The sequence below is a fragment of the Mesorhizobium bavaricum genome, assembly GCF_056781655.1.
Window position 1 is genome coordinate 4,720,949 of sequence record NZ_CM165566.1, and the last position, 24,489, is coordinate 4,745,437.

Genomic DNA, 24,489 nt, shown 5'->3' on the forward strand with positions numbered 1-24,489 from the left:
GAGCGCATTTGAAGTACGTGAGCACCGGAAGCGCAGGAAGCCGCCATTTGCAGGCCGGCGTCACCTGAATCTCAACATAGTCCACCTGAATCTCAACATAGTCTAAGGGATGAGAATGGTCGTCCCTGTTGTCCTGCGGCCTTCAAGGTCGGAATGCGCCTTGCCGACGTCCTTGAGCGCATAGCGCTGATTGATCTTGACCTTGACGGCGCCACTGAGCACGACCTCGAACAAGGCGGCTGCTGAGGCATCGAGGTCCTCGCGTTTTGCATTGTAGACGAACAAGGTCGGCCTTGTGGCGAACAGGGAGCCCTTCTGGGCCAGCAACGACATGCTGAACGGCGGGATAGGTCCCGAGGACTGGCCGAAGCTGACGAACATGCCGAGCGGCCTCAGGCAGTCGAGCGAAGCCGGAAACGTGTCGTTGCCGACCGAATCGTAGACGACGTCGCATTTGCGGCCGCCGGTGATCACGGCGACGCCGGCGACGAAATCCTGTTCCTTGTAGTTGATGACATGATCGAAGCCATGCTCCTTGGCGAGTTCGATCTTGTCGGTCGAGCTGGCGGTGCCGATGACGGTCGCGCCGAGATGTTTAGCCCATTGCCCGAGGATAAGCCCGACGCCGCCGGCGGCAGCATGAAACAGGATCGTGTCGCCTGCTTTCACTTTGAAAGTCCGGCGCAGCAGGTATTCGGCGGTCATGCCTTTCAGCATCATCGCGGCCGCCTGTTCGTCGGTTATGCCGTCCGGAATCTTCACCACCCTGTCGGCGGCAATGACGCGCTGTTCGGCATAGGCGCCGACATTCGTCGAATAGGCGACCCGGTCGCCCGGCTTCAGCCAGTCGACGCCCTGGCCGACCTCCAGCACGACGCCGGCAGCCTCGCTGCCGGGGATCAGCGGAAATCCGCCAGGCGGCGGATAAAGGCCCGTGCGGTGATAGACGTCGATGAAATTGAGGCCGATCGCCGTATGCCGGATCAGGATCTGCCCTGATCCCGGCTGACCGGGATCGGTATCCTCATAGGTCAGAACTTCCGGGCCGCCATGGGCGTGGATGCGGATCGCTTTGGACATGATTGGGCTTCCTCAAGGAGTGGCTGATCAGGCCTTTTTGGCACCGAGATTTGGAAAGAACTGCATGATGCCACCGATACAGGCAAGATAGAGCCCGGTGATGGTGATGCCGATCTTGGTGAAAGTGCTGACCTGCTCGCCCAGCACGCCGATCTGGTCGTAGAAGGCAGCGAGTGCCGCCTGCGCCAGGGCAAGCGCGCCGAAAGCGCACCACAAAAGGGTCATCGCCAGATTGATGCGCCGCAGCCGCACCACCCGCACCGGATGGATGAAATTGATCGGCACGAAAGTCAGAATACCGGCCACCACCACCACCGCGAACGAAACCCACTGTCCCGGTTCGATGACGAACAGCGTGAACACCACCATGTTCCAGACCACGGGGAATCCCTTGAAGAAATTCTCCTTCGTCTTCATGCCGGTGTCGGCATAATAGATGGCGCTGGAGACGACGATGATCGCCGCCGACAGGAATGACAGTCCCTCGCCCATGAAGCCGCGCTGGTAAAGCGCGAAGGCCGGGATCAACACGTAGGTCACGTAGTCGATGATGTTGTCGAGCAGTTCGCCCGACCAGGTCGGCAGGATCTCCTTCACCTCCAGCTTTCTGGCGATCGGCCCATCGATGCCGTCGACGAACAGTGCCAGGCCGAGCCACCAGAACATCGCGGTCCAGCGCTGTTCGCTCGCCGCCACCAGCGACAGGAAGGCCAGGAACGAGCCCGAGGCCGTCAGCAGATGGACGGAGAACGCCCTCGCCTGCGGCCAGGTGACTTTCTTCTTCGGTCGCGGAATGCGATCAGTCAACTTCTTGGCGGTAATCTTCCTGGCCGATGTGTTCTTGCTCACGGGCCCCGCCAATCCAGCTTGCAGATTTCGGCCGAACGGCCGGCAAAATTCCAATTGCGACCGAAAGCCCGCATCTTGCTCTTGTCGGACCGCGCGACGATGATCTCGGGCGCGATCCAGTACTCCGAATTGCTGATCACCGTATCCTTGTCGCGATCCTTGCCGGGGATCGGTGTCACCGCACCGTCGATGATCTTCGGTATCTGGAAAATGCGTGTCTTGTCACGCGTCTCATAGGTGATCGGCACTTGTTCGACGCCGAGGAACTTGCCGACAAGGATGGAGAGCAACGATGTGGTTCCGCCCGCCTTGCCGGTGAAAATCTTCGTCAGCGCCTTGACCGCGTAGACCGAGGCGCGCTTGTCGATGAACAGGCCCGCGGTCCAGTTGCCGCGGCTCATGTAACCGGGGATTTCCATGATCAACCCGAGATTGAGACCCGACAGGTCGACGTCGCTGAAATGGCCGGCATCGATGCGAAACCCCGCCCAGGTCTGGCAATAGCCTTCGGTCGGCGGATGATTGCCGAGGGAGAGCACGCAAGGGCAAAAAACCGTGCAATTGCAGGAGAGTACGAGCTCTCCCTTCATCGCCCAGCTCGGATCTGCCATCGATTTTCCCCCACTCATAGCGAGACTACTAGCAGCGCCGCTGCCCAGACAAGCAGTATCGCACCGGCCAGTCGGGTTGGAACCCTGCTTGCCGTTTGTTTTTCTATCAGGGTGAACAGCCCGATCAACGCCATCCAGAAGACGTTCATCACCCCGATGGCGAACATCACCAGCATCAACGCCCAGCAGCAGCCGAGGCACCACACCCCTTGCACGATGCCGAGCCGGAAGACGCGGACAGGCCTCGTGCTCCAGTTCGCGAACAGGATGGAGAACGGGTTCCTGCATTTCTTCAGACAGGCTTCCTTCATGCCGCTGAACTGGTACAGGCCCGCAATCAGCAGGGCGAGCGCGCCGGCAATGCCGATGACCGGGTCGAGCAAAGCACCGGACGAGGTGGATGCATGGGCGCCCAGGGTCAGCGCCGCGAACATCGCCGAGGCGGCGAGCCAGACGCTGAGGTAGCCGGCAACCAGCACCAGCGGATGGACGACCGGCTCGCCCTTGATTCGAGCTGTGTCGGCGATCTCGCAATAGGTGCGGATCATCGGCGCGGCCGAGGGCAGCATGGTCGCGATCGCCATCAGGAACCACATCAAAACCAGCGCGCCGGTTTGTTGACCGAGACTTCCGTCCAGCGGCGCCGGCGAAAGGCAGAGCGCGAAGAACCGCTCCAGGAAGTCCGGCAACGGCAGTCGCGGCAGGTCGCGCAGGAGAGCGTCGCCGGGGGCGCTGGCGCCGGCAATCCGCCCTTCGGCGCTGCGGACCGCCATCGCGGCGAGGAACAGCCAGGCAAGCAGGATACAAGCGCCGACAACGACATTTACCGTGACGCGAGGATTACGCGCGATGTTCGCCATGGCGCGGCCGGCGCGGTCGAGATGGCTGAAGTCGTCGTGCTGGCCGGTCATGACATTCGAATGGGCCGAATCGCCGCGTTGATCAAGCGGCATGAATTGACCTATATGCTGATCGACTGGCAGGTCGGGTGGGCTGCCTCGCATAGCAAGCCGGAAGCCGATCTTGGAGCATCAGAAAACTGCGCGGATACTGGTTGCTGGCACGGGGCCGGCAGGGTTGATCGCGGCGCTCGCTTTCGCCGATGCCGGTTTCCCGGTGACGCTCGTCGGGCCCGAAGCTTCTGCCCCCGACGGCCGCACGACGGCCTTGATGAACCCTGCCTTGCAGGTGCTTGCGCGGCTGGGCGTGCTCGAAGCCATCAGGCCCAAGGCAGCGCCGTTAAAGGTGATGCGCATCGTCGACGCGACCAGCCGGCTGATCCGCAGCCCCGTCGTCACCTTTCGCGCCAGCGAGATCGACGAGGACCAGTTCGGGCTGAACCTGCCCAACAGCGTCCTCAATCCGGCGCTTGCCGGCACTGTGGCCGCCCATGCCGGCATCGAATGGCGACGGGCGATGGTGGCGAGTTGGCATCTCGATGCCGGGTATGTCCGCGCCGTCCTGACCGACGGCAGCAAAGTGGATGCTTCCCTGGCGGTCGCCGCCGACGGCCGGCTGTCGCCGGCGCGCCAGGCGGCAGGCATCTCGACCTCCGCCCGCTCCTACCCGCAGGCGGCTTTTGTCGTCAATTTCCGTCACAGTGGCGACCACGCCTTCACCTCGACCGAATTCCACACCGAGACCGGTCCGTTCACGCAGGTCCCGCTGCCCGGCAATCGCTCAAGCCTTGTCTGGGTGGTGAAGCCCGAGACCGCAACGGAACTCGCCGCATTGGACGATGCAACGCTTTCGCTGCGGGTCGAACGGCAGATGCAGTCGATGCTGGGCCGGGTGACGGTCGAGCCGGGCCGGCAGATCTACCCGCTGTCGGCGGTGACGCCGCTGCGTTTCGCGCGCGAGCGTGTGGCGCTCGTCGGCGAAGCCGCCCACGTGTTTCCGCCGATCGGCGCGCAAGGCCTCAATCTCGGTATCAGGGATATCGACGATCTCGTTGGTATTGCTGGTGAAAACCGTACAGATCCCGGCGCTGCCAAGGCCCTTGCAGCCTACGATTTCAAGCGCCGCCCCGATATTCTGGCGCGCAGCAGCGCGGTCAATCTGCTCAACATGTCGCTGCTTTCCGACATGCTGCCGGCCCAGATGGCCCGTGTTGCCGGGCTCGGCGTGCTCGGCGGCTTCGCGCCGCTTCGCGCCTTTTTCATGCGCGAGGGGCTTCGTCCCGGCAGCGGCTTCGCGGCGCTGGCCGGCGGCCTGCGAAGGCCAGCGCGCTGACAGCGATCTTCCGGACATTCCGACAGTCTGCGTCATCGACGATCGTCGACATCAGCCGCATGCGGCAAAACCTTTGCGCCACATCCCGCGTAGCTTCAGGGCGTTCAGGCGCTTCGGGATTGAATTGACGCGCAGTCTGCGCCAGATAAAGCTAAGGAATTCAGTGGTGAGTACGATGAAAACAGCCAAATTCGCAATCGGACAGGTGGTTCGACACCGGCTGTTTCCCTTCAGGGGCATCATTTTCGACGTCGATCCGCAATTCGCCAACACCGACGAATGGTACGAAGCCATCCCCGCCGACGTGCGGCCGCGCAAGGACCAGCCTTTCTATCATCTGCTCGCCGAGAATTCGGAAACCGAGTACATCGCCTATGTCTCCGAGCAGAATTTGCTCGAGGATCAGTCGGGTGAACCGGTCCGGCATCCGCAGATCAAAGAGATGTTCGACAAGAGGCCGGACGGGCGCTACGAGCCGAAACGGCAGTCCAGGCACTAACCGACCAAGCGACCGGCGCAAAAAAAGCGGGGCATGACCCCGCTTTTTTATGACCCGACAAATATCGGCCGATCAGTTGGCTGTCTTCGCCTTGTCCTGCTCTTCCTTGAGCTTCTTGGCGAAATCCTGGTTGTTCTTGGCGACAAAATCCTGAAGCTTCTTCTGCCGGTCTTCGATGTCGGACTGCTGCAGCGGCGGGCCGTCATAGGCGCCGCTGAAGCCCTGCAGGGCAACCTTGATCGGATTGGGCTGGTTCTGGAAATTGACCGAGGTCAGCGTGATCGCCTGGCCTTTCTTGAACGAGGCGACGAGCTGGTCGGTCAGCGGCACTTCGGCCACGCAACGATCCGGGAAGCAGATGACGTAATCAAGCTTCACGGCCTTGCCGGTATCGATCTGCAGGCCAATGCCGGGAGGCACCAGACGACCGGTCGGGACCGTTACCTGGAACACCTTGCGGTTCACCTTGCCCTTCAGCTCGATCAGGCTGACGCCGGTGATCAGCTGGCCGTTGCCGGCCGTGGTGATGTTCTGGACGTTGCAGATGTCGACGTCTTCCTGCTTGGTGCAGGCCTTGAACCAGCCTTGCGGAATCTGCTGTTGCTGCTGTGCGGAAGCAGCGGGAAGTCCTGCGCCCAGAAAGCCGACCACGCCAGCGGCCATGACCGACAGGCGGTACGCGTTGCTGTTCAGGCTCGTCATGTCGTGCATTTCCTCTCAAATGATCCCAGGACCGGCTTCTTCGTGCCGTGCGGTCCAGCTACCTGTTGCCGAAATGAGGCAACAGGATGACTTCGGACGGCGTGTTACACTGCAAGCGATGTCGAATCCAGCCCGCCACTTGTAATTCTTGATGACGCCGTTGGCCGGCGCACAGCTGCCTCATGCTAGGGTGCGCACCGAATCATCAAGCCGACCCAGTAAGGAGACGGTCATGGGCCGCGTTCTTGTTTGGCTGATCACCGCGATATCATTTCTCGCCCTTTCGCATCAGCCGGCCGCCTCGGAGCCGAAGCACGCCATCGCCATGCAGGGCGAACCGGCGCTGCCGCCCGACTACACGCATTTCGACTATGTCAATCCGGATGCGCCGAAGGGTGGCACGATCACCTATTGCGTCGTCGGCAGTTTCGACAACCTCAATCCCTTCATCCTCAAGAGCCTGCGCACGACGGCGCGCGGCATGATGGACCAAAACTACGGCAATCTCGTCTTCGAGCCGCTGATGCAGCGCAACTACGATGAGCCTTTCAGCCTGTACGGCTTGCTTGCCGACACCGCAGACATGGATCCCGAGCGCAAGAGCATCGAATTCCATCTCAACCCGAAAGCCAGATGGTCGGACGGTGAGCCGGTGACGCCGGAGGATGTGCTGTTCACCTATGATGTCTACACCGACAAGGGTCGCCCGCCCTACAGCGCGCGGATGAGCCTGATCGCCAAGCTGGAAAAGACCGGCGACCACAGTGTCCGTTTCACCTTCAACGACAAGGCCAATCGTGAGACGCCCTTGATCATTGCGCTGACGCCGATCCTGCCGAAACATGCCTTCAACAAGGAGACCTTCGACAAGACGACGCTGAAGCCGCTGATCGGCAGCGGGCCTTACACCGTTGCGCAGGTACAGCCTGGACAACGCATCGTCTTCAAGCGCAACCCGGACTATTGGGGCAAGGACGTCCCCGCCAAGCGCGGTTTCGACAATTACGACCAGATCACGATCGAGTACTTCCTCAACGCCAACGCCAAGCTCGAAGCGTTCAAGAAAGGCCTTTGCGCCATCGACGACGACAGCGATCCGGTCAAGCGAGAGCGCGATCTCGATTTTCCGGCCTTCCACAAGGGTGACGTGGTCGCCGAAACCTTCGACACCGGCATTCCGCCCGTGGTGACCGGTTTCCTGTTCAACATGCGGCTGCAGAAATTCGCCAACCCGGTGGTGCGGCGTGCACTCGGCATGCTCTACGACTTCGAATGGGCCAACAAGAACCTGTTCGGCGGCAAATATGCGCGCGCGATGAGTTACTGGCAGAATTCCGAGCTTTCCGCGCTCGGCCATCCGGCCGACGGCAGGGAAAAAGCACTTTTGGCGCCCTACCCCGGCCGCGTGCCGGCCGATGTCATGGACGGTACGTACCGGCCACCGGTCACCGATGGTTCAGGGCAGGATCGCAAAGTGCTGAAAGCGGCCTTCGATCTCTTGAAAAGCATCGGTTATCACGTGCAGGACGGGACAATGCTCGATGCCGACGGCAAACCCTTCGGCTTTGAGATTCTGGTCGCTTCGCAGGACGAGGAGCGTCTTGCCGGCATCTACCAGCGCACGCTGGAGAAGATCGGCATCGATGTGACAATTCGCAGTCTCGACGGCGACCAGATCCAATCGCGCAAGCAGCGCTTCGACTTCGAGGCTCTGATTGGATCAAGCGGCTTCAACAACTCGTTGTCGCCCGGTATCGAGCAGCTTGGACGCTGGGGATCCGAAGCGGCCAAGGCCGAAGGCTCGTTCAACCTCGCCGGGGTCGCCGATCCGGCGGTGGACGCGGCGATCGACGCGATGCTGCGAGCCCGGTCGAAAGAAGATTACGTCGCCGCAGTCCGCGTTCTCGACCGGTTGCTGATCTCCGGCAATTACATGGTGCCGACGCAGTACAACACGCAGCAATGGATTGCCTACTGGAACTATCTGGAACATCCGCAAAAGACGCCCATATTTGGGTATCAACTGCCAAGCTGGTGGCGCAAGCCGAACTGAAGATTCAGGAGATCGAGATGGGCGAGCTGAACGCCATCACCGTCGACGTGGTGTCCGACGTCGTGTGCCCATGGTGCTTCATCGGTCAGAAGCGGCTCGACAAGGCGATATCAGCTGTTGGCGATACCGAGGTGCATGTCCGCTGGCGGCCGTTCCAGCTTGATCCGACCATTCCGCCGCAAGGCAAGGATCGGCACGAGTACATGCTGGCCAAGTTCGGCAGCGACGAACGCATCCGCGAAATTCATGCCCGCATCGAACCGCTGGGTGAAGCCGAGGGTATTTCCTTCGCCTTCGACGCCATCAAGGTGGCGCCGAACACGCTCGATGCGCACCGCCTGATCCGCTGGGCGGGTGTCGCCGGCGACGCCGTGCAGAACAGGTTGGTGCGCCGCCTGTTCCAGCTCAATTTCGAGGAAGGTGCTGACATCGGCGACCACACCGTGCTGGTCGAAGCCGCGCGCGAGGCCGGCATGGATGCATCCGTGGTTGCCACGCTCTTGCCGACCGAGGCCGATGTCGAGGCGGTTCGCACCGAGATCGCCACCGCGTCGCGCATGGGCATTTCAGGCGTGCCGTGCTTCCTGCTCGAGGGCAAATACGCAGTCATGGGCGCGCAGGACGTCGACACCCTGACCGATGCCATCCGTCAGGTGGCGGCTGCCAAGGCGCGCGGCGAATTGGAAAAGGTCGGCTGAGCCACCCCTCCTCCGCATCCGTCAAGAGCAGACGTCACTTCACCGTCACCTTGGCCTTGCTGATAAAAAATCCGTGGCCGTTTGTGGCCGTGCAGGTCAGCCCCTTGGTCGACGACTGGCACGAGAACGGCCCGGCGCGCCAGCTGTTGCCATAGGCGAGCCTGGTGACATCGCTGCAGCAAGGTTGCTCGCCGGGGTTCTTGATCAGTGTCGCCGGCCCCTTGGGGCCCAGGATGATGGTGACATAGCTCGGCTCGACGCGTGAGCAACTGAGTTCCGGTCCGCCGTCCTGTGGCTGATAGGTGCTGGTGCCGCCCTTCGCGGTGTAGATGCAGCCGATGTTGTCGGACGGCGTGTTGAACTCGATCTGGCCCTCGTCGCCCGCCGGAATGCTCTGTTCGGCAGCATGCGCCAAGGGCAGCCAGGCGAAGAGGGACAGGATTGCGGCCGCGCGTACGAGCATTGGGAAGCTTCCTTGTTTGGAGAACCGGACATGCATGGGTGCCGACAGGACCCGGCAAGGTTCAATCCCGAACGAAGGAATTGTCAAACGCGTTTCCGGATCTGACCAGGGTGGAATGCCGCCCCGCGCGGGTGACGACCTGATGAATCATGTTCGTTTCGAGATCGGCGAAGCGGTGATCGACAGACGCTGCTGCAACGACCATTTCCAGTCACTTTTCAGCCTCCGACAAGGAGAGACGGCAAGCGTGGCGAGAGCGCGAACGGCACATTTTCGGTGATTCCGGTCAGTCCCCAACGAGAAAATTTACCACTCCACGCGATTTTCAAGTTCACAAAACTGTGTGGAAAGCTTCCCTTAGGGAAGCTTCTCCGACAGCCCGTTCGAGCCAACAACGTTTTGAAATCAATGGCGATATTCCGATTCTTCCGATCGGTTTGAGAGCCTTGCAACCCTGCAATCTGTTGCCTCAGCGCAACGGCCGCCGGGGTAATCCCTTTGGCCAGCTTTAAAAATTAATAGAAAATGATCAATTGGTGTTACCATCCGTAACAAAAGAAAAAAGGTTTGGGCGGGATCGTGATTCGGGTCGTTAGACCATCGCAAGAGTCAGTACCGGAAAAAACACCTCGCGATGCCGCAAGGCCATCGCTTCTGACGCCGGTATCGTCGATGCGCAGCTTCTGGGGCCTGATGCGGGCCTACTGGGTCTCGGACCGGTGGAAGGAAGCCTGGACGCTGACGCTGGTGATCGCGCTGCTCACGGCGCTGTCCAGCAAGGCCGGTGTCTGGTTCGCAGAAACCTCCGGCGAGCTGGTCAATTCGATCGCCTTCTTCCACGACGCCGCCAACACCACCCCGCTTCGCACGCTGCTGGTCAATGCCGGCATCCTCGTAATGCTGGTCGTGCTCAAGGACGCTGGCTTTACCGGCATCCGCAATCTTGTGTCGGCGACATTGCACCGCAAATGGCGCGGCTGGCTGGACAGCCGCTTCAATGAGGCATTGCTGGACACCAACCATACGCATTTTCATGCCCAGCATGCGTCGACCGGCAGCGGCACGCCCGCTCCCGACAACATCGACCAGCGCGTCCAGGAATCCATCAAGGACATGACCGGCGGCGCCATCGGGCTTGCCATGGGCGTATTCAGTGTCTTCACCTCGTTCTACTTTGTTGGCGGCGCATTGCTGAAAAACTCGGTTGAGGTGAAGGGACTTGAGTTCTTGGGAAGCTATGGCAGCGCCGCCCTTGCTCTCCTGGCGGTCGCCATTTACGTCCCCTTCAACACATGGATTGCGGTCAAGCTCGGCGGCCTGCTCGAACGCCTCAACGTCAGGATGCAGCAGGCCGAAGGCAGCTATCGCGGCGAGCTGACGACGTTCCTGCGCCGTAGCTTCCATGTTGCGGCGTCTCAGGGCGAAGGCGTGCAGAGGACCATGCATGGCCGGCTCTATGTCGATATCGACGGCACATGGACGCGGCTGAACATCGTCAACACCATCTACATGTCGTTCGAGCTGATCTACAATTTCATCGGCGCCCGCATTGTCGCCTACGGACCCGGCCTGGTGCCATTCATCCACAACGGTCTCGATCTCAAGGGCTACATAACCGGTTCAGAGCTGGTCAATTCGCTGATCGGCCAATGTTCGTGGTTCATCCACGTCATGCCGGCCATCGCCACGCTGCGTGCCAACAGCCAGCGCGTGACCGAACTCGCGGAGGCGATCGAGAACGTCCAGCACCCGCAGGAGTTCTACAGCCAGACCGGTCGCTCCGACTTCCACTATGCCAGCCAGAACCCGGTTTTCGGCCTGACCATCCAGAAGCTCGAGCTGGCGCATCAGGGCGAGGACGCGACGCCTTTCCTCAGCGCCGCCAATCTGCGCTTCCGGCGTGGCGAGTGGACCTTCCTGAAGGGCGAATCGGGTTGCGGCAAGACCTCGCTGATCAAGGCGATCAACGGCCTGTGGCCCTATGGCCACGGCACCATCGTCTTCCCCGAGGGGGTGAAGAGTTTCTATGCCGCCCAGGAGGTCAAGCTGCAGCCGGTGTCGCTGAAACAGCTGGTCTGCCTGCCGGGCTCCGAGCACGGTCATAGCGACGCCCAGGTCGCGGCGGCGCTGTACAAGGCCGGCCTTGGCGACTTCATCTCGCATTTGGCCGAAGGAAGCCGTGAAGGCAAAAGCTGGGATCAGGTTCTGTCGGGCGGCCAGAAACAGAAGCTGGTGGTGGCTCGCATCGTGCTGCAGCAGCCAGGGCTGCTGTTCCTCGACGAGGCGACCGGCGCGCTCGATCCGGAGGGCAAGATTGCCTTCCACCAAGCCATCAAGGACAACTGTCCCGATGTCACGGTAATCAGTGTCATGCACGAGGCGGTGGCACCGAGATCGCAGACCGGCAGCGAATTCTATCACAGCATCGTCGCGATCGCCGACGGCGTCGCCACCAAGAAGCCCCTGGTTCCGACCCTGCCCGTCGAACTCACCACCATTCTTGCCCAGCCAAGGCCGGTCGAGGACAAGTGGCTGCGCTTCTCGCGCCGGCTGAAGCAGAAATAACGACGCTTCAACCTCGGTCGGCCAGGTTCATGCGCCGGCCTGTGATCACAGTCTCGCGATCGAAGCCGTTCGGCACCGTTTTCCGTCCTCACTGCGATTGACTCGGCAAGGCGCGCTCCTATGTTGCGCCCGCTTGCAGATAGTCAAACGCGAACCCGCAAGCGGAAAGGTCACCGCGCCATGCCTGGCGACAGTCACAGTCGAACGCAACCGCCGTCCGCCTAGACGTGACCTCTAATGGTTCACGTCCTGCCGGACGGCAAGGAGTGAGCCATGAACGAATTTGCCCCGGTGGCGAGCGACGAAGCCGTTGCAATCGCCCGTATCCTAGCCAACGATCACGTCGCCGACATTGTCGAGGCCCTGAACAGGGAGCCCCGAGAAACCGCGACGGAACTGCTGTGTGAAGTGACGTTCGAGCGGCTGGTCGACATCTTCGATCAGCCTGAGCTCGACCGCGCGCCCGAACTCATGGAGGCGCTGCCGCGCGCCAAGGCGGGCAAGCTGCTCACCGCCATGTCGGTCGACCGCGCCGCCGACATCCTGCGCGAACTGGAGGAACCGGCCCGGTCCGAGTTGCTCGGCGGGCTTGCCCCACCGCTGCGCGCCACGCTGCTTGCCATTCTCGGCTATCCCGAAGGCAGTGCCGCATCGATCATGACGACGGAGTTCGTCAGCGTGCCCTCGGACTGGACCGTGGGCCGCACGCTCGACTATATCCGCAAGGTCGAGCGGACGCGCGAAACCGTCTACGCGATCTACATCGTCGATCCGGAAACCCACCTCCTGGTGCGCTCGACCGGCCTGCGCCGGCTGATCACCGGTGAGCCGGAGGATTCGATCATGACGGTGGCGCCGGATCGTGCGCCGGTGACGGTCTCCCCGCTGACCGATCGCGAAACCCTGGCGCAGACGATCTCGAAATACGATCTGCTTGCCGTCCCGGTCGTCGACCACGGCAAGATCCTCGGCATCGTCACCATCGACGACATCATCGATACGATGGTTCAGGAGACGACCGAGGACGTGCATCGTTTCGGCGGCATGGAGGCGCTCGACGAGCCGTACATGAAGATGAGCTTCCTCGCCATGATCAAGAAGCGCGGCGGCTGGCTGTGCGCGCTGTTCATCTCAGAGATGCTGACGGCCAACGCCATGCAGAGCTACGAGGGCGAGCTGGAAAAGGCGATCGTGCTGACGCTGTTCATCCCGCTGATCATGAGCTCGGGCGGCAATTCCGGCTCGCAGGCGACCTCGTTGGTCATCCGCGCGCTGGCGTTGCGCGAGATCGGGCTTGGCGACTGGTGGCGGGTGGCGCTGCGCGAACTGCCCACCGGCCTCGTTCTCGGCGCCATGCTCGGCGTGGTCGGCATCTGCCGCATCGCGCTCTGGCAATATATGGGCTTCTACGACTACGGCCCGCATTGGCCGCTGATCGCCACCACGGTCGGCGCGGCATTGGTCGGCATCGTTACCTTCGGCTCGCTGTCGGGGTCGATGCTGCCGTTTGCCTTGAAACGCATCGGCTTCGATCCGGCCAGCGCATCGGCTCCGTTCGTCGCCACGCTGGTCGATGTCACCGGGCTGGTGATCTATTTCTCGGTGGCGCTGGTGATCCTGCGCGGCACGCTGCTGTAGCAGTTCCTAATCTCCACCGTGGCAAGACCCTTGCCACGGTGGAACGTTACGTCCCGGCATGGCGGTCAATCCACCCGCACGCCGTCCTTCACGCGATAGGTCGGCTTGTACATGGTGACCAGCTCTTCCGCCGCTGTCGGATGCACCGCCATCGTGCGGTCGAAATCATCCTTGGTCAGCCCGGCTTTCAGCGGAATGCCGAGAAGCTGCGCCATCTCGCCGGCATCCGGCCCCAGTATGTGCGCGCCGAGCACCCGCTTCGACGCGCCGTCGACCACCAGCTTCATCAGCATCTTCTCGTCGCGGCCCGACAGCGTATGCCGCATCGGCCGGAACGTCGCGCGGTAGATCTCGATGTCGGGGAAGCGTTTGACGGCATCATCTTCCGACAGGCCGACCGTGCCGATTTCGGGCTGTGAAAAGACCGCGGTCGCGATCGTCTCGTGGTCGGGCGCCGTCGGATTGTCCTTGAAGGCGGTTTCGATGAAACACATCGCCTCGTGGATCGCCACCGGCGTCAGCTGCACGCGGTTGGTGACGTCGCCGATCGCCCAGATGTTGTCGATGTTGGTGCGCGAGTATTCGTCGACCGCGATCGCACCGGTTTTCGTCATCTCCAGGCCGATACCTTCCAGGCCCATATTCTCGGTGTTGGGGATGCGGCCGATGGCCAGCATCACCTGGTCGACCGTCAGCACCTTGCCGCCGGTGACGAGCGCGTCGAGCCGGCCGTCCGGCCGCTTGCGGATCCATTCGGACACGGAATGGCAGAGGATGTTGATCCCCTTCTTTTCCATTGTCTCGTGCAGCATGCGCCGCAGGTCCATGTCGAACCGGCTGAGGATCTCCTTGCCGCGATAGACAAGCGTGGTGTCGACGCCGAGGCCGTGGAAAATGTTGGCGAATTCGACGGCGATGTAGCCGCCGCCTTCGATCATGATTGCCTTGGGCAGCTTCTTGAGATCGAAAGCCTCGTTGGAAAAGATGCAATGTTCGTGGCCGGGCAGCGCCGGATGCGCCGCCGGGCGGCCCCCGGTGGCGATCAGGATCTGGTCGGCGGTGACGGTGCGATCCTCGCCGAGGAGATGCACGACATGCGGATCGACGATCATGGCGCGCGAGTGAAAGGCCTCGCCGCCGGCGCCCTCGACGTTCCTCTTGTAGATCGCCTCCAGCCTGCTGATCTCGCGATCCTTGTTGGCGACCAGCGTCTGCCAGTCGAAACTGGCCTCCGGCACCGTCCAGCCGTAGCCGGCGGCATCGGCGAAATGCTCGGGAAATTGCGAGGCATAGACATAGAGCTTTTTCGGCACGCATCCCCTGATGACGCAGGTGCCGCCATAGCGGTACTCCTCGGCGATGCCGACGCGCTTGCCGAGTGCCGCCGCCACACGCGCCGCCCTCACCCCGCCCGAGCCGCCGCCGATGACGAAAAGATCGTAGTCGTAACCGGCCATGCAGCGGCTCCTCAAGCTTCAGAAATCCAGAGACAGGTAGGCCGCCAGGCAGCAAAAGAAAAGCCCGGACAAGCCGGGCTTCATCGATGGCCGCTAGAGCATGATCCCGAAAAGTGGAACCCGGTTTTCTCGGACAAACGGAAACCGTTTGTCCAGAGATCATGCCCAAACAAAGAGCCAGAGCCCCAGCCCGATTCCATCGGGATGGAATAGGCTCTAGGCCGTTTGGAAACGCAGGATCAGTTCTGCGTGTCGTCTGCCGGGGCCGAACCATCGGCGGGTGCGGCGCCATCCGCAGGTGCTGCTCCGTCTGCCGGCGCTGCGGCATCGGCAGGTGCTGCCGGCGCCGGCGCCTTTGCCTTGGCCGCCGCGGCCAGCGTTTCGCCGACCTGCTGCGCGAGATCGCGGGCGAGGCCGTTCTGCCAGATGTCGGCTGCCTTCACCAGTTCGCGTGTCACGATCGGACCGCTGTCCAGCAGCTTCTTGCCCGAATCGGAACTGTAGAAGGTGGCGATGTCGTTCAGTTCCTTTTCGGAGAACACTTTTGCGTAGGCGAGTGCGGCTTCCTTCTCGAGGTCGGCGCGGCGCGAGGCCAGCGTCAGCGCCTTCTCGTTGATGGTCTTGCCGATCAGCTCCTGCATGTCCGGGTTCTTCTGGATCAGCTGCGATTCGAGCGCGGCCGCGGCCTGCGGCAGGATGTTGTCGAACGGGTCGGTCGCATGGATCGCCGCGACCGCCGCGCGGGCGGCCTTCAGGTGCGCATCCGTGACATCCTGCGAAAACGCCGGCGAAGAGAAGGCCAAAACAGCCGAAGCCGCCAGAACGGCGCAAAGGCTGCGAACCCGGTTATGCAACATCATGATCGGTAGAACTCCCTGGTTTTCGGGCGGCATGGACAGTTTGGATACCGTCGCCGCCGGCGATGATGGCCGCTGAAGCCAGCCCGATGAAAAGACCATGCTCGACCACGCCCGGAATGGCGTGGAGAGCATTCGAAAGCGCTCTTGTATCCGGAATGCGGCCAAAAGATGCATCGAGGATAAAATGGCCGCCGTCTGTAACAAAAGCCTGGTCCCCCGTCATCCTCAATATGACCGGACCGGACAGGCCAAGCATTTCAGCCGCCGCGCCAATCGCGATTTCGGTGGCGCGCAGGCCGAATTGATTGACTTCGATCGGCAGTGGAAAACGGCCGAGCGTCTCGACCATCTTCGACCGGTCGGCAATGACGATCATGCGCTGGGACGCCGCTGCGACGATCTTCTCGCGCAGCAGCGCACCGCCGCCGCCCTTGATCAAGGTCAGTTCCGGGTCGACTTCGTCGGCGCCATCGACGGTGAGGTCGAGCTGCGGCGTTTCCTCCAGCGTCGACAGCGGCACGCCAAGCTCGCGGCAGAGCGACGCGGTGCGCTCCGAAGTCGGCACGCCGATGATGGTCATGCCGGTGGCGACCTTCTCGGCAAGCAGCCGCACGAACTCTTCGGCGGTGGTGCCGGTGCCGATGCCGAGCCGCATGCCGTCGCTCACATGGGCCAGCGCCGCGCGTGCGGCTTCGACCTTCAACTGTCTTGCATCCATGCCGTTTGCTGCCCCGGAACTTGCTGTGGGGCTCCTACCATTTTTGCCGGTCGGGTCAAAGCCTTTGGCAGCAGCCTACTGCTGTTGGCGAGCTGGATACTGTGCAACGCGCGCGGTCAAGCGCAATGCGCGGTCAGCTCCGATAGGAATTTTTTCTTGACTTGGTGAGGGCAGCTATGTTACATATTTGCCCATGGTGCTGATTTGCGCCAACGACCCGCCGCCGAGGCGGGTTTTTCTTTTCTGGCGGCCGCCGCGAAATGTCCGGTGGGCCTGCTTGCTCTCGCGAGCTCGCCCAGCAAGCTTGCCTTGACGCCCCGCAGCCTTTATCGCCTGCCCCATGCACAAACCCCCGCAGGACAGACCATGACTCGCCCGATCATCGTGTTCGACCTCGACGGTACGCTGATCGATACAGCGCCGGACCTGCTCGACAGCCTGAACCACAGCCTTGCCGCCAGCCAGATCACGGCGGTCGACGAGGCCGGCTTCAAGCGCTATGTCGGTCACGGCGGCCGCGTGATGATCGAGCGGGCGCACGCCGCCCAGCAGCGATCGCTCGACGTCGAGGAGCACGACCGGCTGCTAAAACTTTTTCTTGATCACTACACCGACAACATTCCCGGCAAATCGCGCCCCTACCCCGGTGTCATCGAGGCGATCGCGCGTTTCGAGAATGACGGCTATCTCCTGGCCATCTGCACCAACAAATACGAAGCCAACTCGCTGGCGCTGATCGAGGCGCTCGGCCTGACGAAGCATTTCGCGGCTATCGCCGGACAGGACACGTTCGCGTTCCGCAAGCCTGACCCGCGCCATCTCATCGAGACCATCAAGCTCGCCGGCGGCGATCCGCACCGCGCCCTGATGGTCGGCGATTCGCAGACCGACATCGACACCGCCAAGGCCGCCGGCATTCCGGTGGTGGCCGTCGATTTCGGCTACACCGACCGCCATGTGCGCGAGTTCGAGCCCTCGGCGGTGATCTCGCATTTCGACGCGCTGACGCTCGATCTGGCTCAAAGGCTGATCGCCGCTGCCGGACAGTGAGCGGAAAGCGGCCGGCATCACGTCGGAGATAGCCCTGAAAGGGTGACAAATCCGATCCTTGCCGGAACACCTTACACCGCCTTGACTTCCCGCACCTGCCTCCCTTATATCGCGGCTCGCTTGGCCTTCGGGCAACGAGCGGGCGATTAGCTCAGCGGGAGAGCACACCCTTCACACGGGTGGGGTCGCAGGTTCAATCCCTGCATCGCCCACCAAAATCCGTACGGTAGTCGATTTGCGGCTGCAGCCAGCGCTGCCTCACGCGGCAACTTCCTTGAAAGCGTCGTTTATCAGTTTGGCCCGGCCTCCCGTCAGGGTGTCGATAACATGGCGTGCCCGACCTCGCTTGTCGCCATGGTGGTGAAGTCGGCGATGTCTGGCTGTGGAGATGCGCCGGTCGAGCCGCGATCAGCGCTTCATCGAGTGCAGGATGGCCTGCATGTGCTCTTCCAGGTCGAGTTCCCCCCGAGCCTCAACGGTCAGCAGGTACTCGGCCTTGGCCCGGCGATCGCCTCGGCTGATCGCCGGATAGGAGCAGATGGCCAGCAATGCTTCCTGTTCAATCCGGTCTGCCCTCTTGCGTTCGTGGCTGCTGCTGCCGGCTTGATGAACAACCCTGTGAAGCCCGACATAGCTGGCGTGATGGGCTCCGATCAGCGCCCGCAATTCGGGTGAGGCACCTTCCCCTTCAGCAAACGTCGGTCCAACGACCGAGGCCACGGCGGTGAACGCAAGAAGTGTACGGCGGGTGACTTCGGGCATGCCTCATATCCCTGCTGTCTGATCATGACGGCACACCATAGCACCGGCGCAACGGTTCGAAGAGATGCGCTGGGACGCGACCACACTGTCTGCTGACAAAACTGTCTGCTGACAAAATGTATTCGCCCGCGGCCCGCCCTCCTGGTGCTGGCCGGTCGAGGCCTTGAAAACCGAAAGCGCAGAGCGTTGGGGCCCACAAGCCACCCTTCACCCGCCTGCCGATCAACCCGGGGGCGGTGCGATCAGTGGGATGACAACATCGCCCGCCGCGTGCCCTCGCGCTGTCAACCGCACCCCAGCGGCAAGTGTGGCCTTAAGTCGCAACAACTGGCTTCCGAAAGCAGGGCCCCGGCCTTCATTGAGGCTGCGACCAACACCATATGATGATGCATAGCCCTCCAAAACGAGAGAAGCTTGCCCTGACGCTGCCGCACTGCGGCCGTCAGCCGGCAATGGCCATGAACCAGGAACCTGAAAACAATGCCTGACAATATCAGACCAACTTCGAGAGACGTCCCCCTCATTCAGCTGGGCGTCTATCAGTGCCGCTTCCCGGTGAGCGAAGACCCGTCAGTACCCGGCGGTTACCGTTTTTGTGCTGGGCCAACTTCGCCGGATCGCGTCTATTGCGATCACCACCACAGCATCGTGACTGCCGTCGACCCTCGTAGAACCCGTTCAGGTCTCCACCTCGCTCAGCGACGGGCCGCGTAAGTTTAAGCGGGCGGCGGCCCCTCGGACAGGGAGCAAGGGCTCGGCGTGATGCGCTCCACATCAGTTGGGGACATCGTCGGGGGCAATTGCACGAGGCGCAGAACCATCCGCTTCCATTGAATTCGCTGGAGCCCACAAGCCAGCGGGCCCGTTGCAACCCGCAGCTGCGCTCGAGTGGGCAGGCGCGAGCGCATTAGCCGCAGATAATATTCTCCGGCAGGTCTCGGGTGGTCTTATTTGGCGGTCGAAAACGCAAAACGATCGAAACGGAAGACTGCCGTATACTCGTTGCGTCGCTCCGGCGTCCCGGCAGGATTGCGGAAGATCGCGCCGCAGGTTGTCTGAATTTTCGGAATGGCGTCGCACAGGAAGTTCTGCTGCACCCAGCTGGTTCCTTTATCCAACCATGCGCCTCCCCCGCTCAGCTCACGACCGAGGATGAGCGACCTGATCTCCGAACCGGTAAGCCGGTCCTTCGCATCCAGATCGACCTCTTCCGGCAGCTCCGGCAAACCGGCCTTGTCCAGGCCATCCAGCAGACGCCCGATGTCAGCCGGGTTCTTGAACACAAAATACCTCTGCGTGACCAGCTGATTTGCCCCTCCATCCTTTCGTTCCAACATGACGTTCCTTAGCCTGTCACTATAGGCCGCGACCTGGTCACTGCGCCCGAGATGTGCGTAGGCCGAAACCAACACCTGCAGGCCGTAGAATTTCGGCCATGGATCGGGCGATTGGAGATCGATCCTTTCAAGGTAGTCGACAGCTTCCTCGAAACGACCCTGGCCAAATTCAGCCAGCCCAGCCTGGTAGTGCCGATGGTCATTGCCGCCTGGGTCGACACGGTTGGCCGCGACGAGATAGTCGCGCGCCTCGTCCGGCCTGCCATTGAAATTCAGGGCTTCTGCCAGCCCGACATAGTTCAGGGGATCGCTCGGGTCGAGCGCCACTGCCTTGAACATAAGCGCGACTGCCTCGTCGGACCGGTGCTCGCGAATTAGCAAACTGGCGACGAGTTGATAGTAGGAGGGCGAAGGATGCTTGGCCGCCTCCTCCAGGTGCTTGTAGACGTTGTAAAGCGCCACCGTTTCCGAAGAGGCCAGAGCTTTGACCCGCGGCCCGTCCATGTCCCAATAGGCCCATGCGAGCGCGGCTGCCGCCACGCCGAAATTCGGATCGAGTTCCAGCGCCTGCTGGAAAAACCTCACCGCCTGCGCAAACTCGTCTGGAGTGTTGCGACGATTGTAGATTTCCATGCCCTGGAGGTAAGCTTCGTAGGCTGCGGGATTGCGCGTGCCGCCCGCGACGTCTGCCTTGCCTTGGGTGCTGACGAGACGGAGCTTGAGCGCGCCTGCGATGCTGACGACGACCTTGTCCTGCAGCGCAAACACATCCGTCCACTGGCCGTCGAAACGTTCTGCCCAGAGATGACCGGTGGTCGAGCCGTCGATCAATTGCGCGTTGATACGCATGTCGTCGCCGACCCGACGTATCGAGCCCTCCAGTATGTACCGGACACCAAGCGCTGCGGCGACCTCAGCGGCTTTAGTTTCCTTGCCCTTGTAGGTGGAAGCCGCGTTTCGCGAGACGACGAACAGGCCGGGCACACGTGCCAGTTCTGTGGTCAGGTCCTCGGTGAAACCGTCAGCCAGATAACCTTGCGCCTTGTCGTCGCTGAGATTGTCAAATGGAAGCACGACGAGGGATGGCCGGGTGTCGGCTTTCGCATTGGCCGTCAGAGAGGTGGCCCGAAGCTGTGGCTCCCACGGTCGCCACCACGCTGCTGCAAGGCCGACCGCGACAACAAGGACCCCAACAGCGACGGCCAGATTGCGCCTGAAGCGTGGGTGTCGATTGACAGCCATGGGCCTTCCCGCCACTGCGGGATCGAGCAGCACCCGGTACGCCTGCACCGGTTCGGCGATGTTTTTCAGCCTCTGTTGGCCCATCGGCTCAAAGCCGAAAGCCAACTTCTTCTCAACCTCCTTTGCGACCTTTGCCGAGACACAGATGCCGCCAGGTTCCGCTAGTTGTTGGAGCCTGGCAGCGACGTTGACGCCCTCGCCATATCGGTCCTCGCCCTCGACAATCACCTCGCCGAGATTGATCCCGATCCTGACGCGAATCCGCTGATCCTCGGAAACGGCGGCGTTGCGTTCCGCCAGGGCATTCTGCAAAGACACGGCACATTCGACCGCGTCCACGACGCTACCGAATTCGGCCAGCAGTCCATCGCCCATCAGCTTGAAGATATGGCCGTGGTGGCGGGCAATCTCAGGCTCGAACAGTTCCTTGCGTTGAGCACGAAGGCGCTCGAACGTGCCGGCCTCGTCGCGTTCCATCTGGGCGGAATAGCCCACAACATCGGCAGCGAGAATGGCGGAAAGCTTGCGGTCCATCGATCTGGCCTGTCCCCCGTGGAGTATAGACCTGGTCACATTGAAATGAAACGACCGACCTCTCCAGCGGCCGGCGCGGTTGACCCCGGAATGCCTGGAAGACGCGAAAATGGACGGAAATCAAGCTCGGAAAGTGCCGACACCAAGGTAGCGCCCCAACGTCCGCCCATCTCTGTGCTATATTGCAATTTCAACACGCACAGGAAGTGTGTGCCGAACACGGGCTGGAGCCGGAAGTACCGCCGCGCTTTCGTTACTGGATTGACCGCGAGGAGGATCAAGCATGTCTGACCGCGCCGACGTAGGCCCTCTGCAACTGGGCGAACGAGCGCCCAATTTCGTACTCGACGCGATTACTCGCGAGGGCAAGATAGCCATCGACGACTTCCGCGGCGAGAAGCCAGTGCTGGTTGGGCTGTATCGAGGTCTGCATTGTCCGTTTTGCAGGCGTCATATCGCGATCGTTTCGATGCTCACACCAGCCCTTAACGCAAAGGGCATCGAAAGCCTCACGGTGGTGAACACGCCCATCGAGCGGGCGCGCCTTTATCTCCGCTACCATCCGATGGTTGGCTTGCTTGCCGCATCCGATCCGGAGCGCGTTTCACACCGCGCCTTTGGATTGCCCAATATGCAAATAACTGAGGGCGAGACCGCATTGCCGCACAAGGTCTCAATGAGCGATGTGAAGGCGATGCGGCTCAACGTGCCAGGCGAAATGCCTGAGCCGATGGATCCGTTTGCCACGCTCGAATATCTGAACAAAAAAGACAATTACGATATCACTGAAGCGGACCAGCAAATGATGGCGACCGGTGTGGGCCAGCTCATGGGCCAGTTCCTGCTCGACCGCAACGGCGTCGTTCGCTGGACGTTCTCCGAGGTTTTCGATGGCGGCTTGGGCGCCCACCCGAACGCTGAGGCGATGATGTCGGTCGCGTCGCATATTGATCAGTAGCGGCGCAGTGCGCTGATCGGGTGCAGGGATAGCAGGTGTTATGCAACCCGTTAGCTCGAGCCGGGGTCGACGCGCTTGTGCGCGAAGCGTTTCGCCCCACTCGTCGATGCTGATTTGGCTATCGGTGGTGGGCGTCCGGAATGACTTGCGATCGCGACGGGGAACCGCCAAGAGCGCGTGTTGCACTTCAGGTGGGAAAGTGATGTCGCCTTGGCATGGCCGCTCTGAATCTTTAGGCTGAATCTGGAATCACACGACGAAGGATTGAGGGACTTGGTGGATCTCGACAGCCACATTGCGAATGCTGCGCTTGATCGTAGTTCCCCGCGAGTCGTCGCGGTTCTTACAACACGCAACGAAGAGCGGTTCGTCGCCGGATGTCTCGAGAACCTCTTTCGTCAAGGCGTGCAGGTCTACGTCTGCGACAATCAGTCGACGGACCGAACGCTTGAGATTGTCCAGCGCTACAGCGGGGCCGGATTGATAGGGGTCGAAAGCATCCCGCATAATGGCTGGTATTGCTGGGAGCACCTTCTTCGTCGCAAAGAGGAACTCTTTCAGTCGCTCGAAGCAGACTGGTTCATGCATCTTGACGCTGACGAGATCCACCTTCCGCCGACTTCGCACCCATCGTTGGTCTCCGCCATTGCGGCGGCCGACGCACTCGGCTGCAACGCGATCGAGTTTTCCGAGTTCACGTTCATTCCAACCCGGGAAGCCCCCAATCACGACAATCCCAATTATCAAGACACGCTGCGCACCTACTACCCGTTCCGGCCGTCCTCCCCACACTGCGTCCGTGCGTACAAGAAACAGGACGGCCCCATGGAGATTGCGTGGTCAGGCGGCCATCGCGTGCGCTTCGCCGGTCCGGTGAGGCTCTACCCCGAGCGGTTTCGCATGAAGCATTATCTGTTCCTGAGCGCAGAGCACGCCGCGCGCAAGTATGCTGGCCGCCGGTACCTGAGCGAGGAGGTCATTGATCTTGGTTGGCACGGATGGCGACCCCGCTTGCGATCAGAGGATATCCGGCTGCCTGACGCTACCCAGGTGCGCGCCATTGTGACGGACGACGATCTGGACGAGGCCAATCCATGGTCGGCGCACTGGCTTGAGCGGTACGCCTCGTGAGCGATGTACGCCTCCCCCGCATCCTGGCGATCGCCGACCGACCCGGCTGGGCGATCGATCGCAAGACCCAAAATCTCCGCCGCGTGCTGGCAAAAAGGTTCGAGATCGTAGAACGATTTCAGCATGATGTGACTGAGTCCGACGTGGATGCGGCGGACATCGTGCTCATCTTCTACTGGCTCCAAATCGCGAAGCTGCCCCTGCCGGAATCGGCCCTCGCCCGCCGGTCTGACAGCCTGGTCATCGGGATCTGCAGCCACCCAGAGCTGGAGGGCGAATTCCGCGAGCGCGGGCTCGCCACCCTGAACCGGCTGGCGCGCGCTGTCTTTGTCAACAATCGGCGGCTAGAGCACGAATACGCTCCCCTATTGCGTGTTCCGGTCCACTACACGCCCAATGGAGTCGACACGACATTCTTTTGTCCGCCACAAGTACCACAACCCCGTTCCGGCGAGCTCCGCGTCGGATGGGCGGGAAGTCTCGGCAACCATGGTCCGGCACATCGCGGCTTCCACGATGTCATCGAGCCCGCGGTCGCTGCCGTGCGGGGCGCGCGACTATTGACTGCCATTCGGGAGCAACACTGGCGTAGCCATGACGAGATGCTCGACTTCTATCGAGATCTCGACGTTTATGTCTGCGCCAGTCGCAGCGAAGGCACTCCCAATCCTTGCCTGGAGGCGGCGGCGTGCGGTGTCCCCGTGGTGACGACCCGGGTGGGAAACATGCCTGAGCTTATTCGGGATGGCGACAACGGGCTGTTCTTCGATGGAACTGCGGAGGGGCTTGCGAACAAGCTCGCCCTGTTGCGGGATACGCCATCACTCCGGTCGCGGATGGCCGTCCGCATGATCGAGACGATCCGAGAGTGGGATTGGGGCGTGCAGGCGGAGAACTACGCGCACATGTTTGCCTCGTTGCTTCCAGCGGACGGAGCGGTCGGGCCTGTGAGATCTGCGGCTTCAGACGTGCCCTGCCAAACGTGACCCTTGTGGCGCCATTAGAGATTTCCGGACCCTTGCTCCTCCATACTTCGCTCAGCAAGGATGA

The 24,489-nt window shown here is 61.7% G+C and carries 22 protein-coding genes and 1 tRNA gene; 12 read left to right on the plus strand and 11 right to left on the minus strand.

Translation table 11 applies throughout. The annotated features are described in order from the left end of the window. Positions 1-102 precede the first annotated feature (102 nt). The 4 genes from AC1RZR_RS23175 to AC1RZR_RS23190 are packed head-to-tail and all read right to left on the minus strand — an operon-like array spanning position 103 to position 3,493. Positions 103-1,080 (minus strand): quinone oxidoreductase family protein, encoded by a 978-nt coding sequence (locus tag AC1RZR_RS23175; protein WP_481826099.1) that lies wholly within the window; start codon positions 1,078-1,080, stop codon positions 103-105. 27 nt (positions 1,081-1,107) lie between these two features. Then, positions 1,108-1,929: a phosphatidylcholine synthase gene (gene pcsA / locus AC1RZR_RS23180; protein WP_477276749.1), complete on the minus strand. Its 822-nt coding sequence runs from the start codon at positions 1,927-1,929 to the stop codon at positions 1,108-1,110. After that, the gene (locus tag AC1RZR_RS23185; protein ID WP_481826100.1) at positions 1,926-2,540 is read right to left on the minus strand and encodes a DUF1326 domain-containing protein; all 615 of its coding nucleotides are present in this window, start codon (positions 2,538-2,540) and stop codon (positions 1,926-1,928) included. The genes pcsA and AC1RZR_RS23185 overlap by 4 nt, the downstream gene beginning before the upstream one ends. Before the next feature lie 14 nt (positions 2,541-2,554). Continuing rightward, positions 2,555-3,493 carry a DUF2182 domain-containing protein gene (locus AC1RZR_RS23190; RefSeq protein WP_477276753.1) on the minus strand — a complete coding sequence of 313 codons (939 nt, stop codon included), beginning with the start codon at positions 3,491-3,493 and terminating at the stop codon, positions 2,555-2,557. 70 nt (positions 3,494-3,563) lie between these two features. Here AC1RZR_RS23190 and AC1RZR_RS23195 point away from each other — a divergent pair, with 70 nt between their 5' ends. Beyond that, positions 3,564-4,772 (plus strand): UbiH/UbiF family hydroxylase, encoded by a 1,209-nt coding sequence (locus AC1RZR_RS23195; protein ID WP_481826101.1) that lies wholly within the window; start codon positions 3,564-3,566, stop codon positions 4,770-4,772. 175 nt (positions 4,773-4,947) lie between these two features. Further along, the gene (hspQ, locus tag AC1RZR_RS23200) at positions 4,948-5,271 is read left to right on the plus strand and encodes a heat shock protein HspQ (RefSeq protein WP_167392389.1); all 324 of its coding nucleotides are present in this window, start codon (positions 4,948-4,950) and stop codon (positions 5,269-5,271) included. Between the two features lie 72 nt (positions 5,272-5,343). Here the strand turns inward: hspQ and AC1RZR_RS23205 are convergent, their stop codons facing one another. Further along, positions 5,344-5,973, minus strand: coding sequence for an invasion associated locus B family protein (locus AC1RZR_RS23205; RefSeq protein WP_477276758.1), 630 nt, complete (start codon positions 5,971-5,973; stop codon positions 5,344-5,346). A gap of 232 nt (positions 5,974-6,205) precedes the next feature. Here AC1RZR_RS23205 and AC1RZR_RS23210 point away from each other — a divergent pair, with 232 nt between their 5' ends. Next, positions 6,206-8,026 (plus strand): extracellular solute-binding protein, encoded by a 1,821-nt coding sequence (locus AC1RZR_RS23210; protein ID WP_481826102.1) that lies wholly within the window; start codon positions 6,206-6,208, stop codon positions 8,024-8,026. Between the two features lie 17 nt (positions 8,027-8,043). Further along, entirely contained in the window at positions 8,044-8,724 is a 681-nt protein-coding gene (locus AC1RZR_RS23215) for a DsbA family oxidoreductase (protein WP_477276762.1), read from the plus strand. 34 nt (positions 8,725-8,758) lie between these two features. Here the strand turns inward: AC1RZR_RS23215 and AC1RZR_RS23220 are convergent, their stop codons facing one another. After that, positions 8,759-9,187 carry a hypothetical protein gene (locus AC1RZR_RS23220; protein ID WP_481826103.1) on the minus strand — a complete coding sequence of 143 codons (429 nt, stop codon included), beginning with the start codon at positions 9,185-9,187 and terminating at the stop codon, positions 8,759-8,761. A gap of 672 nt (positions 9,188-9,859) precedes the next feature. On the opposite strand from AC1RZR_RS23220, the gene AC1RZR_RS23225 reads away from it, so the two are divergent. Together AC1RZR_RS23225 and mgtE are read left to right on the plus strand one after the other, a co-directional pair. Continuing rightward, complete coding sequence (locus AC1RZR_RS23225) at positions 9,860-11,752, plus strand: ABC transporter ATP-binding protein/permease (protein WP_477276766.1); 1,893 nt, start codon at positions 9,860-9,862, stop codon at positions 11,750-11,752. Positions 11,753-12,025: 273 nt separating this feature from the next. Further along, positions 12,026-13,390 carry a magnesium transporter gene (mgtE, locus tag AC1RZR_RS23230; RefSeq protein WP_477276768.1) on the plus strand — a complete coding sequence of 455 codons (1,365 nt, stop codon included), beginning with the start codon at positions 12,026-12,028 and terminating at the stop codon, positions 13,388-13,390. Positions 13,391-13,455: 65 nt separating this feature from the next. Here mgtE and gor read toward each other — a convergent pair whose 3' ends face one another. The 3 genes from gor to rpiA all read right to left on the minus strand — a co-directional run bounded on the left by gor (position 13,456) and on the right by rpiA (position 16,425). After that, positions 13,456-14,847: a glutathione-disulfide reductase gene (gene gor, locus AC1RZR_RS23235; RefSeq protein WP_477276770.1), complete on the minus strand. Its 1,392-nt coding sequence runs from the start codon at positions 14,845-14,847 to the stop codon at positions 13,456-13,458. A 239-nt stretch (positions 14,848-15,086) separates the two neighbouring features. Continuing rightward, complete coding sequence (locus AC1RZR_RS23240) at positions 15,087-15,707, minus strand: DUF2059 domain-containing protein (RefSeq protein ID WP_477276772.1); 621 nt, start codon at positions 15,705-15,707, stop codon at positions 15,087-15,089. Further along, positions 15,694-16,425, minus strand: coding sequence for a ribose-5-phosphate isomerase RpiA (gene rpiA, locus AC1RZR_RS23245; RefSeq protein WP_481826104.1), 732 nt, complete (start codon positions 16,423-16,425; stop codon positions 15,694-15,696). Before rpiA ends, AC1RZR_RS23240 begins: the two co-directional genes overlap by 14 nt. A gap of 366 nt (positions 16,426-16,791) precedes the next feature. On the opposite strand from rpiA, the gene AC1RZR_RS23250 reads away from it, so the two are divergent. Next, positions 16,792-17,475, plus strand: a complete 684-nt coding sequence (locus tag AC1RZR_RS23250; RefSeq protein ID WP_477276776.1) for a phosphoglycolate phosphatase — start codon at positions 16,792-16,794, stop codon at positions 17,473-17,475. Positions 17,476-17,615: 140 nt separating this feature from the next. Continuing rightward, a tRNA-Val gene (locus tag AC1RZR_RS23255) sits at positions 17,616-17,690 on the plus strand. A 193-nt stretch (positions 17,691-17,883) separates the two neighbouring features. On the opposite strand, the gene AC1RZR_RS23260 is transcribed toward AC1RZR_RS23255, so the two are convergent. Then, positions 17,884-18,237: a hypothetical protein gene (locus AC1RZR_RS23260; RefSeq protein ID WP_481826105.1), complete on the minus strand. Its 354-nt coding sequence runs from the start codon at positions 18,235-18,237 to the stop codon at positions 17,884-17,886. A gap of 480 nt (positions 18,238-18,717) precedes the next feature. Between AC1RZR_RS23260 and AC1RZR_RS23265 the strand changes: the two genes are divergently transcribed. Beyond that, positions 18,718-18,951, plus strand: coding sequence for a GcrA family cell cycle regulator (locus AC1RZR_RS23265; protein ID WP_481826106.1), 234 nt, complete (start codon positions 18,718-18,720; stop codon positions 18,949-18,951). 233 nt (positions 18,952-19,184) lie between these two features. On the opposite strand, the gene AC1RZR_RS23270 is transcribed toward AC1RZR_RS23265, so the two are convergent. Next, entirely contained in the window at positions 19,185-21,350 is a 2,166-nt protein-coding gene (locus tag AC1RZR_RS23270) for a tetratricopeptide repeat protein (protein WP_481826107.1), read from the minus strand. Positions 21,351-21,633: 283 nt separating this feature from the next. On the opposite strand from AC1RZR_RS23270, the gene AC1RZR_RS23275 reads away from it, so the two are divergent. The 3 genes from AC1RZR_RS23275 (at position 21,634) to AC1RZR_RS23285 (ending at position 24,425) form a co-directional block, all read left to right on the plus strand. Further along, the gene (locus tag AC1RZR_RS23275) at positions 21,634-22,308 is read left to right on the plus strand and encodes a peroxiredoxin-like family protein (RefSeq protein WP_481826108.1); all 675 of its coding nucleotides are present in this window, start codon (positions 21,634-21,636) and stop codon (positions 22,306-22,308) included. Positions 22,309-22,584: 276 nt separating this feature from the next. Beyond that, a complete protein-coding gene (locus AC1RZR_RS23280) occupies positions 22,585-23,439 on the plus strand; it encodes a glycosyltransferase family 2 protein (protein WP_481829103.1) in 855 nt (284 codons plus the stop codon). Continuing rightward, positions 23,436-24,425 carry a glycosyltransferase family 4 protein gene (locus AC1RZR_RS23285; protein WP_481826109.1) on the plus strand — a complete coding sequence of 330 codons (990 nt, stop codon included), beginning with the start codon at positions 23,436-23,438 and terminating at the stop codon, positions 24,423-24,425. Before AC1RZR_RS23280 ends, AC1RZR_RS23285 begins: the two co-directional genes overlap by 4 nt. Positions 24,426-24,489: the final 64 nt, after the last annotated feature.

Coding starts and splice junctions, on each gene's coding strand:
- AC1RZR_RS23175 (WP_481826099.1), bottom strand. CDS start 1,080: ATGTCCAAAGCGATCCGCATCCACGCCCATGGCGGCCCGGAAGTTCTG.
- AC1RZR_RS23185 (WP_481826100.1), bottom strand. CDS start 2,540: ATGGCAGATCCGAGCTGGGCGATGAAGGGAGAGCTCGTACTCTCCTGC.
- AC1RZR_RS23190 (WP_477276753.1), bottom strand. CDS start 3,493: ATGCCGCTTGATCAACGCGGCGATTCGGCCCATTCGAATGTCATGACC.
- hspQ (WP_167392389.1), top strand. CDS start 4,948: ATGAAAACAGCCAAATTCGCAATCGGACAGGTGGTTCGACACCGGCTG.
- AC1RZR_RS23205 (WP_477276758.1), bottom strand. CDS start 5,973: ATGACGAGCCTGAACAGCAACGCGTACCGCCTGTCGGTCATGGCCGCT.
- AC1RZR_RS23210 (WP_481826102.1), top strand. CDS start 6,206: ATGGGCCGCGTTCTTGTTTGGCTGATCACCGCGATATCATTTCTCGCC.
- AC1RZR_RS23215 (WP_477276762.1), top strand. CDS start 8,044: ATGGGCGAGCTGAACGCCATCACCGTCGACGTGGTGTCCGACGTCGTG.
- AC1RZR_RS23220 (WP_481826103.1), bottom strand. CDS start 9,187: ATGCTCGTACGCGCGGCCGCAATCCTGTCCCTCTTCGCCTGGCTGCCC.
- AC1RZR_RS23225 (WP_477276766.1), top strand. CDS start 9,860: ATGCGCAGCTTCTGGGGCCTGATGCGGGCCTACTGGGTCTCGGACCGG.
- mgtE (WP_477276768.1), top strand. CDS start 12,026: ATGAACGAATTTGCCCCGGTGGCGAGCGACGAAGCCGTTGCAATCGCC.
- gor (WP_477276770.1), bottom strand. CDS start 14,847: ATGGCCGGTTACGACTACGATCTTTTCGTCATCGGCGGCGGCTCGGGC.
- AC1RZR_RS23240 (WP_477276772.1), bottom strand. CDS start 15,707: ATGATGTTGCATAACCGGGTTCGCAGCCTTTGCGCCGTTCTGGCGGCT.
- rpiA (WP_481826104.1), bottom strand. CDS start 16,425: ATGGATGCAAGACAGTTGAAGGTCGAAGCCGCACGCGCGGCGCTGGCC.
- AC1RZR_RS23250 (WP_477276776.1), top strand. CDS start 16,792: ATGACTCGCCCGATCATCGTGTTCGACCTCGACGGTACGCTGATCGAT.
- AC1RZR_RS23260 (WP_481826105.1), bottom strand. CDS start 18,237: ATGCCCGAAGTCACCCGCCGTACACTTCTTGCGTTCACCGCCGTGGCC.
- AC1RZR_RS23265 (WP_481826106.1), top strand. CDS start 18,718: ATGCCTGACAATATCAGACCAACTTCGAGAGACGTCCCCCTCATTCAG.
- AC1RZR_RS23270 (WP_481826107.1), bottom strand. CDS start 21,350: ATGGACCGCAAGCTTTCCGCCATTCTCGCTGCCGATGTTGTGGGCTAT.
- AC1RZR_RS23275 (WP_481826108.1), top strand. CDS start 21,634: ATGTCTGACCGCGCCGACGTAGGCCCTCTGCAACTGGGCGAACGAGCG.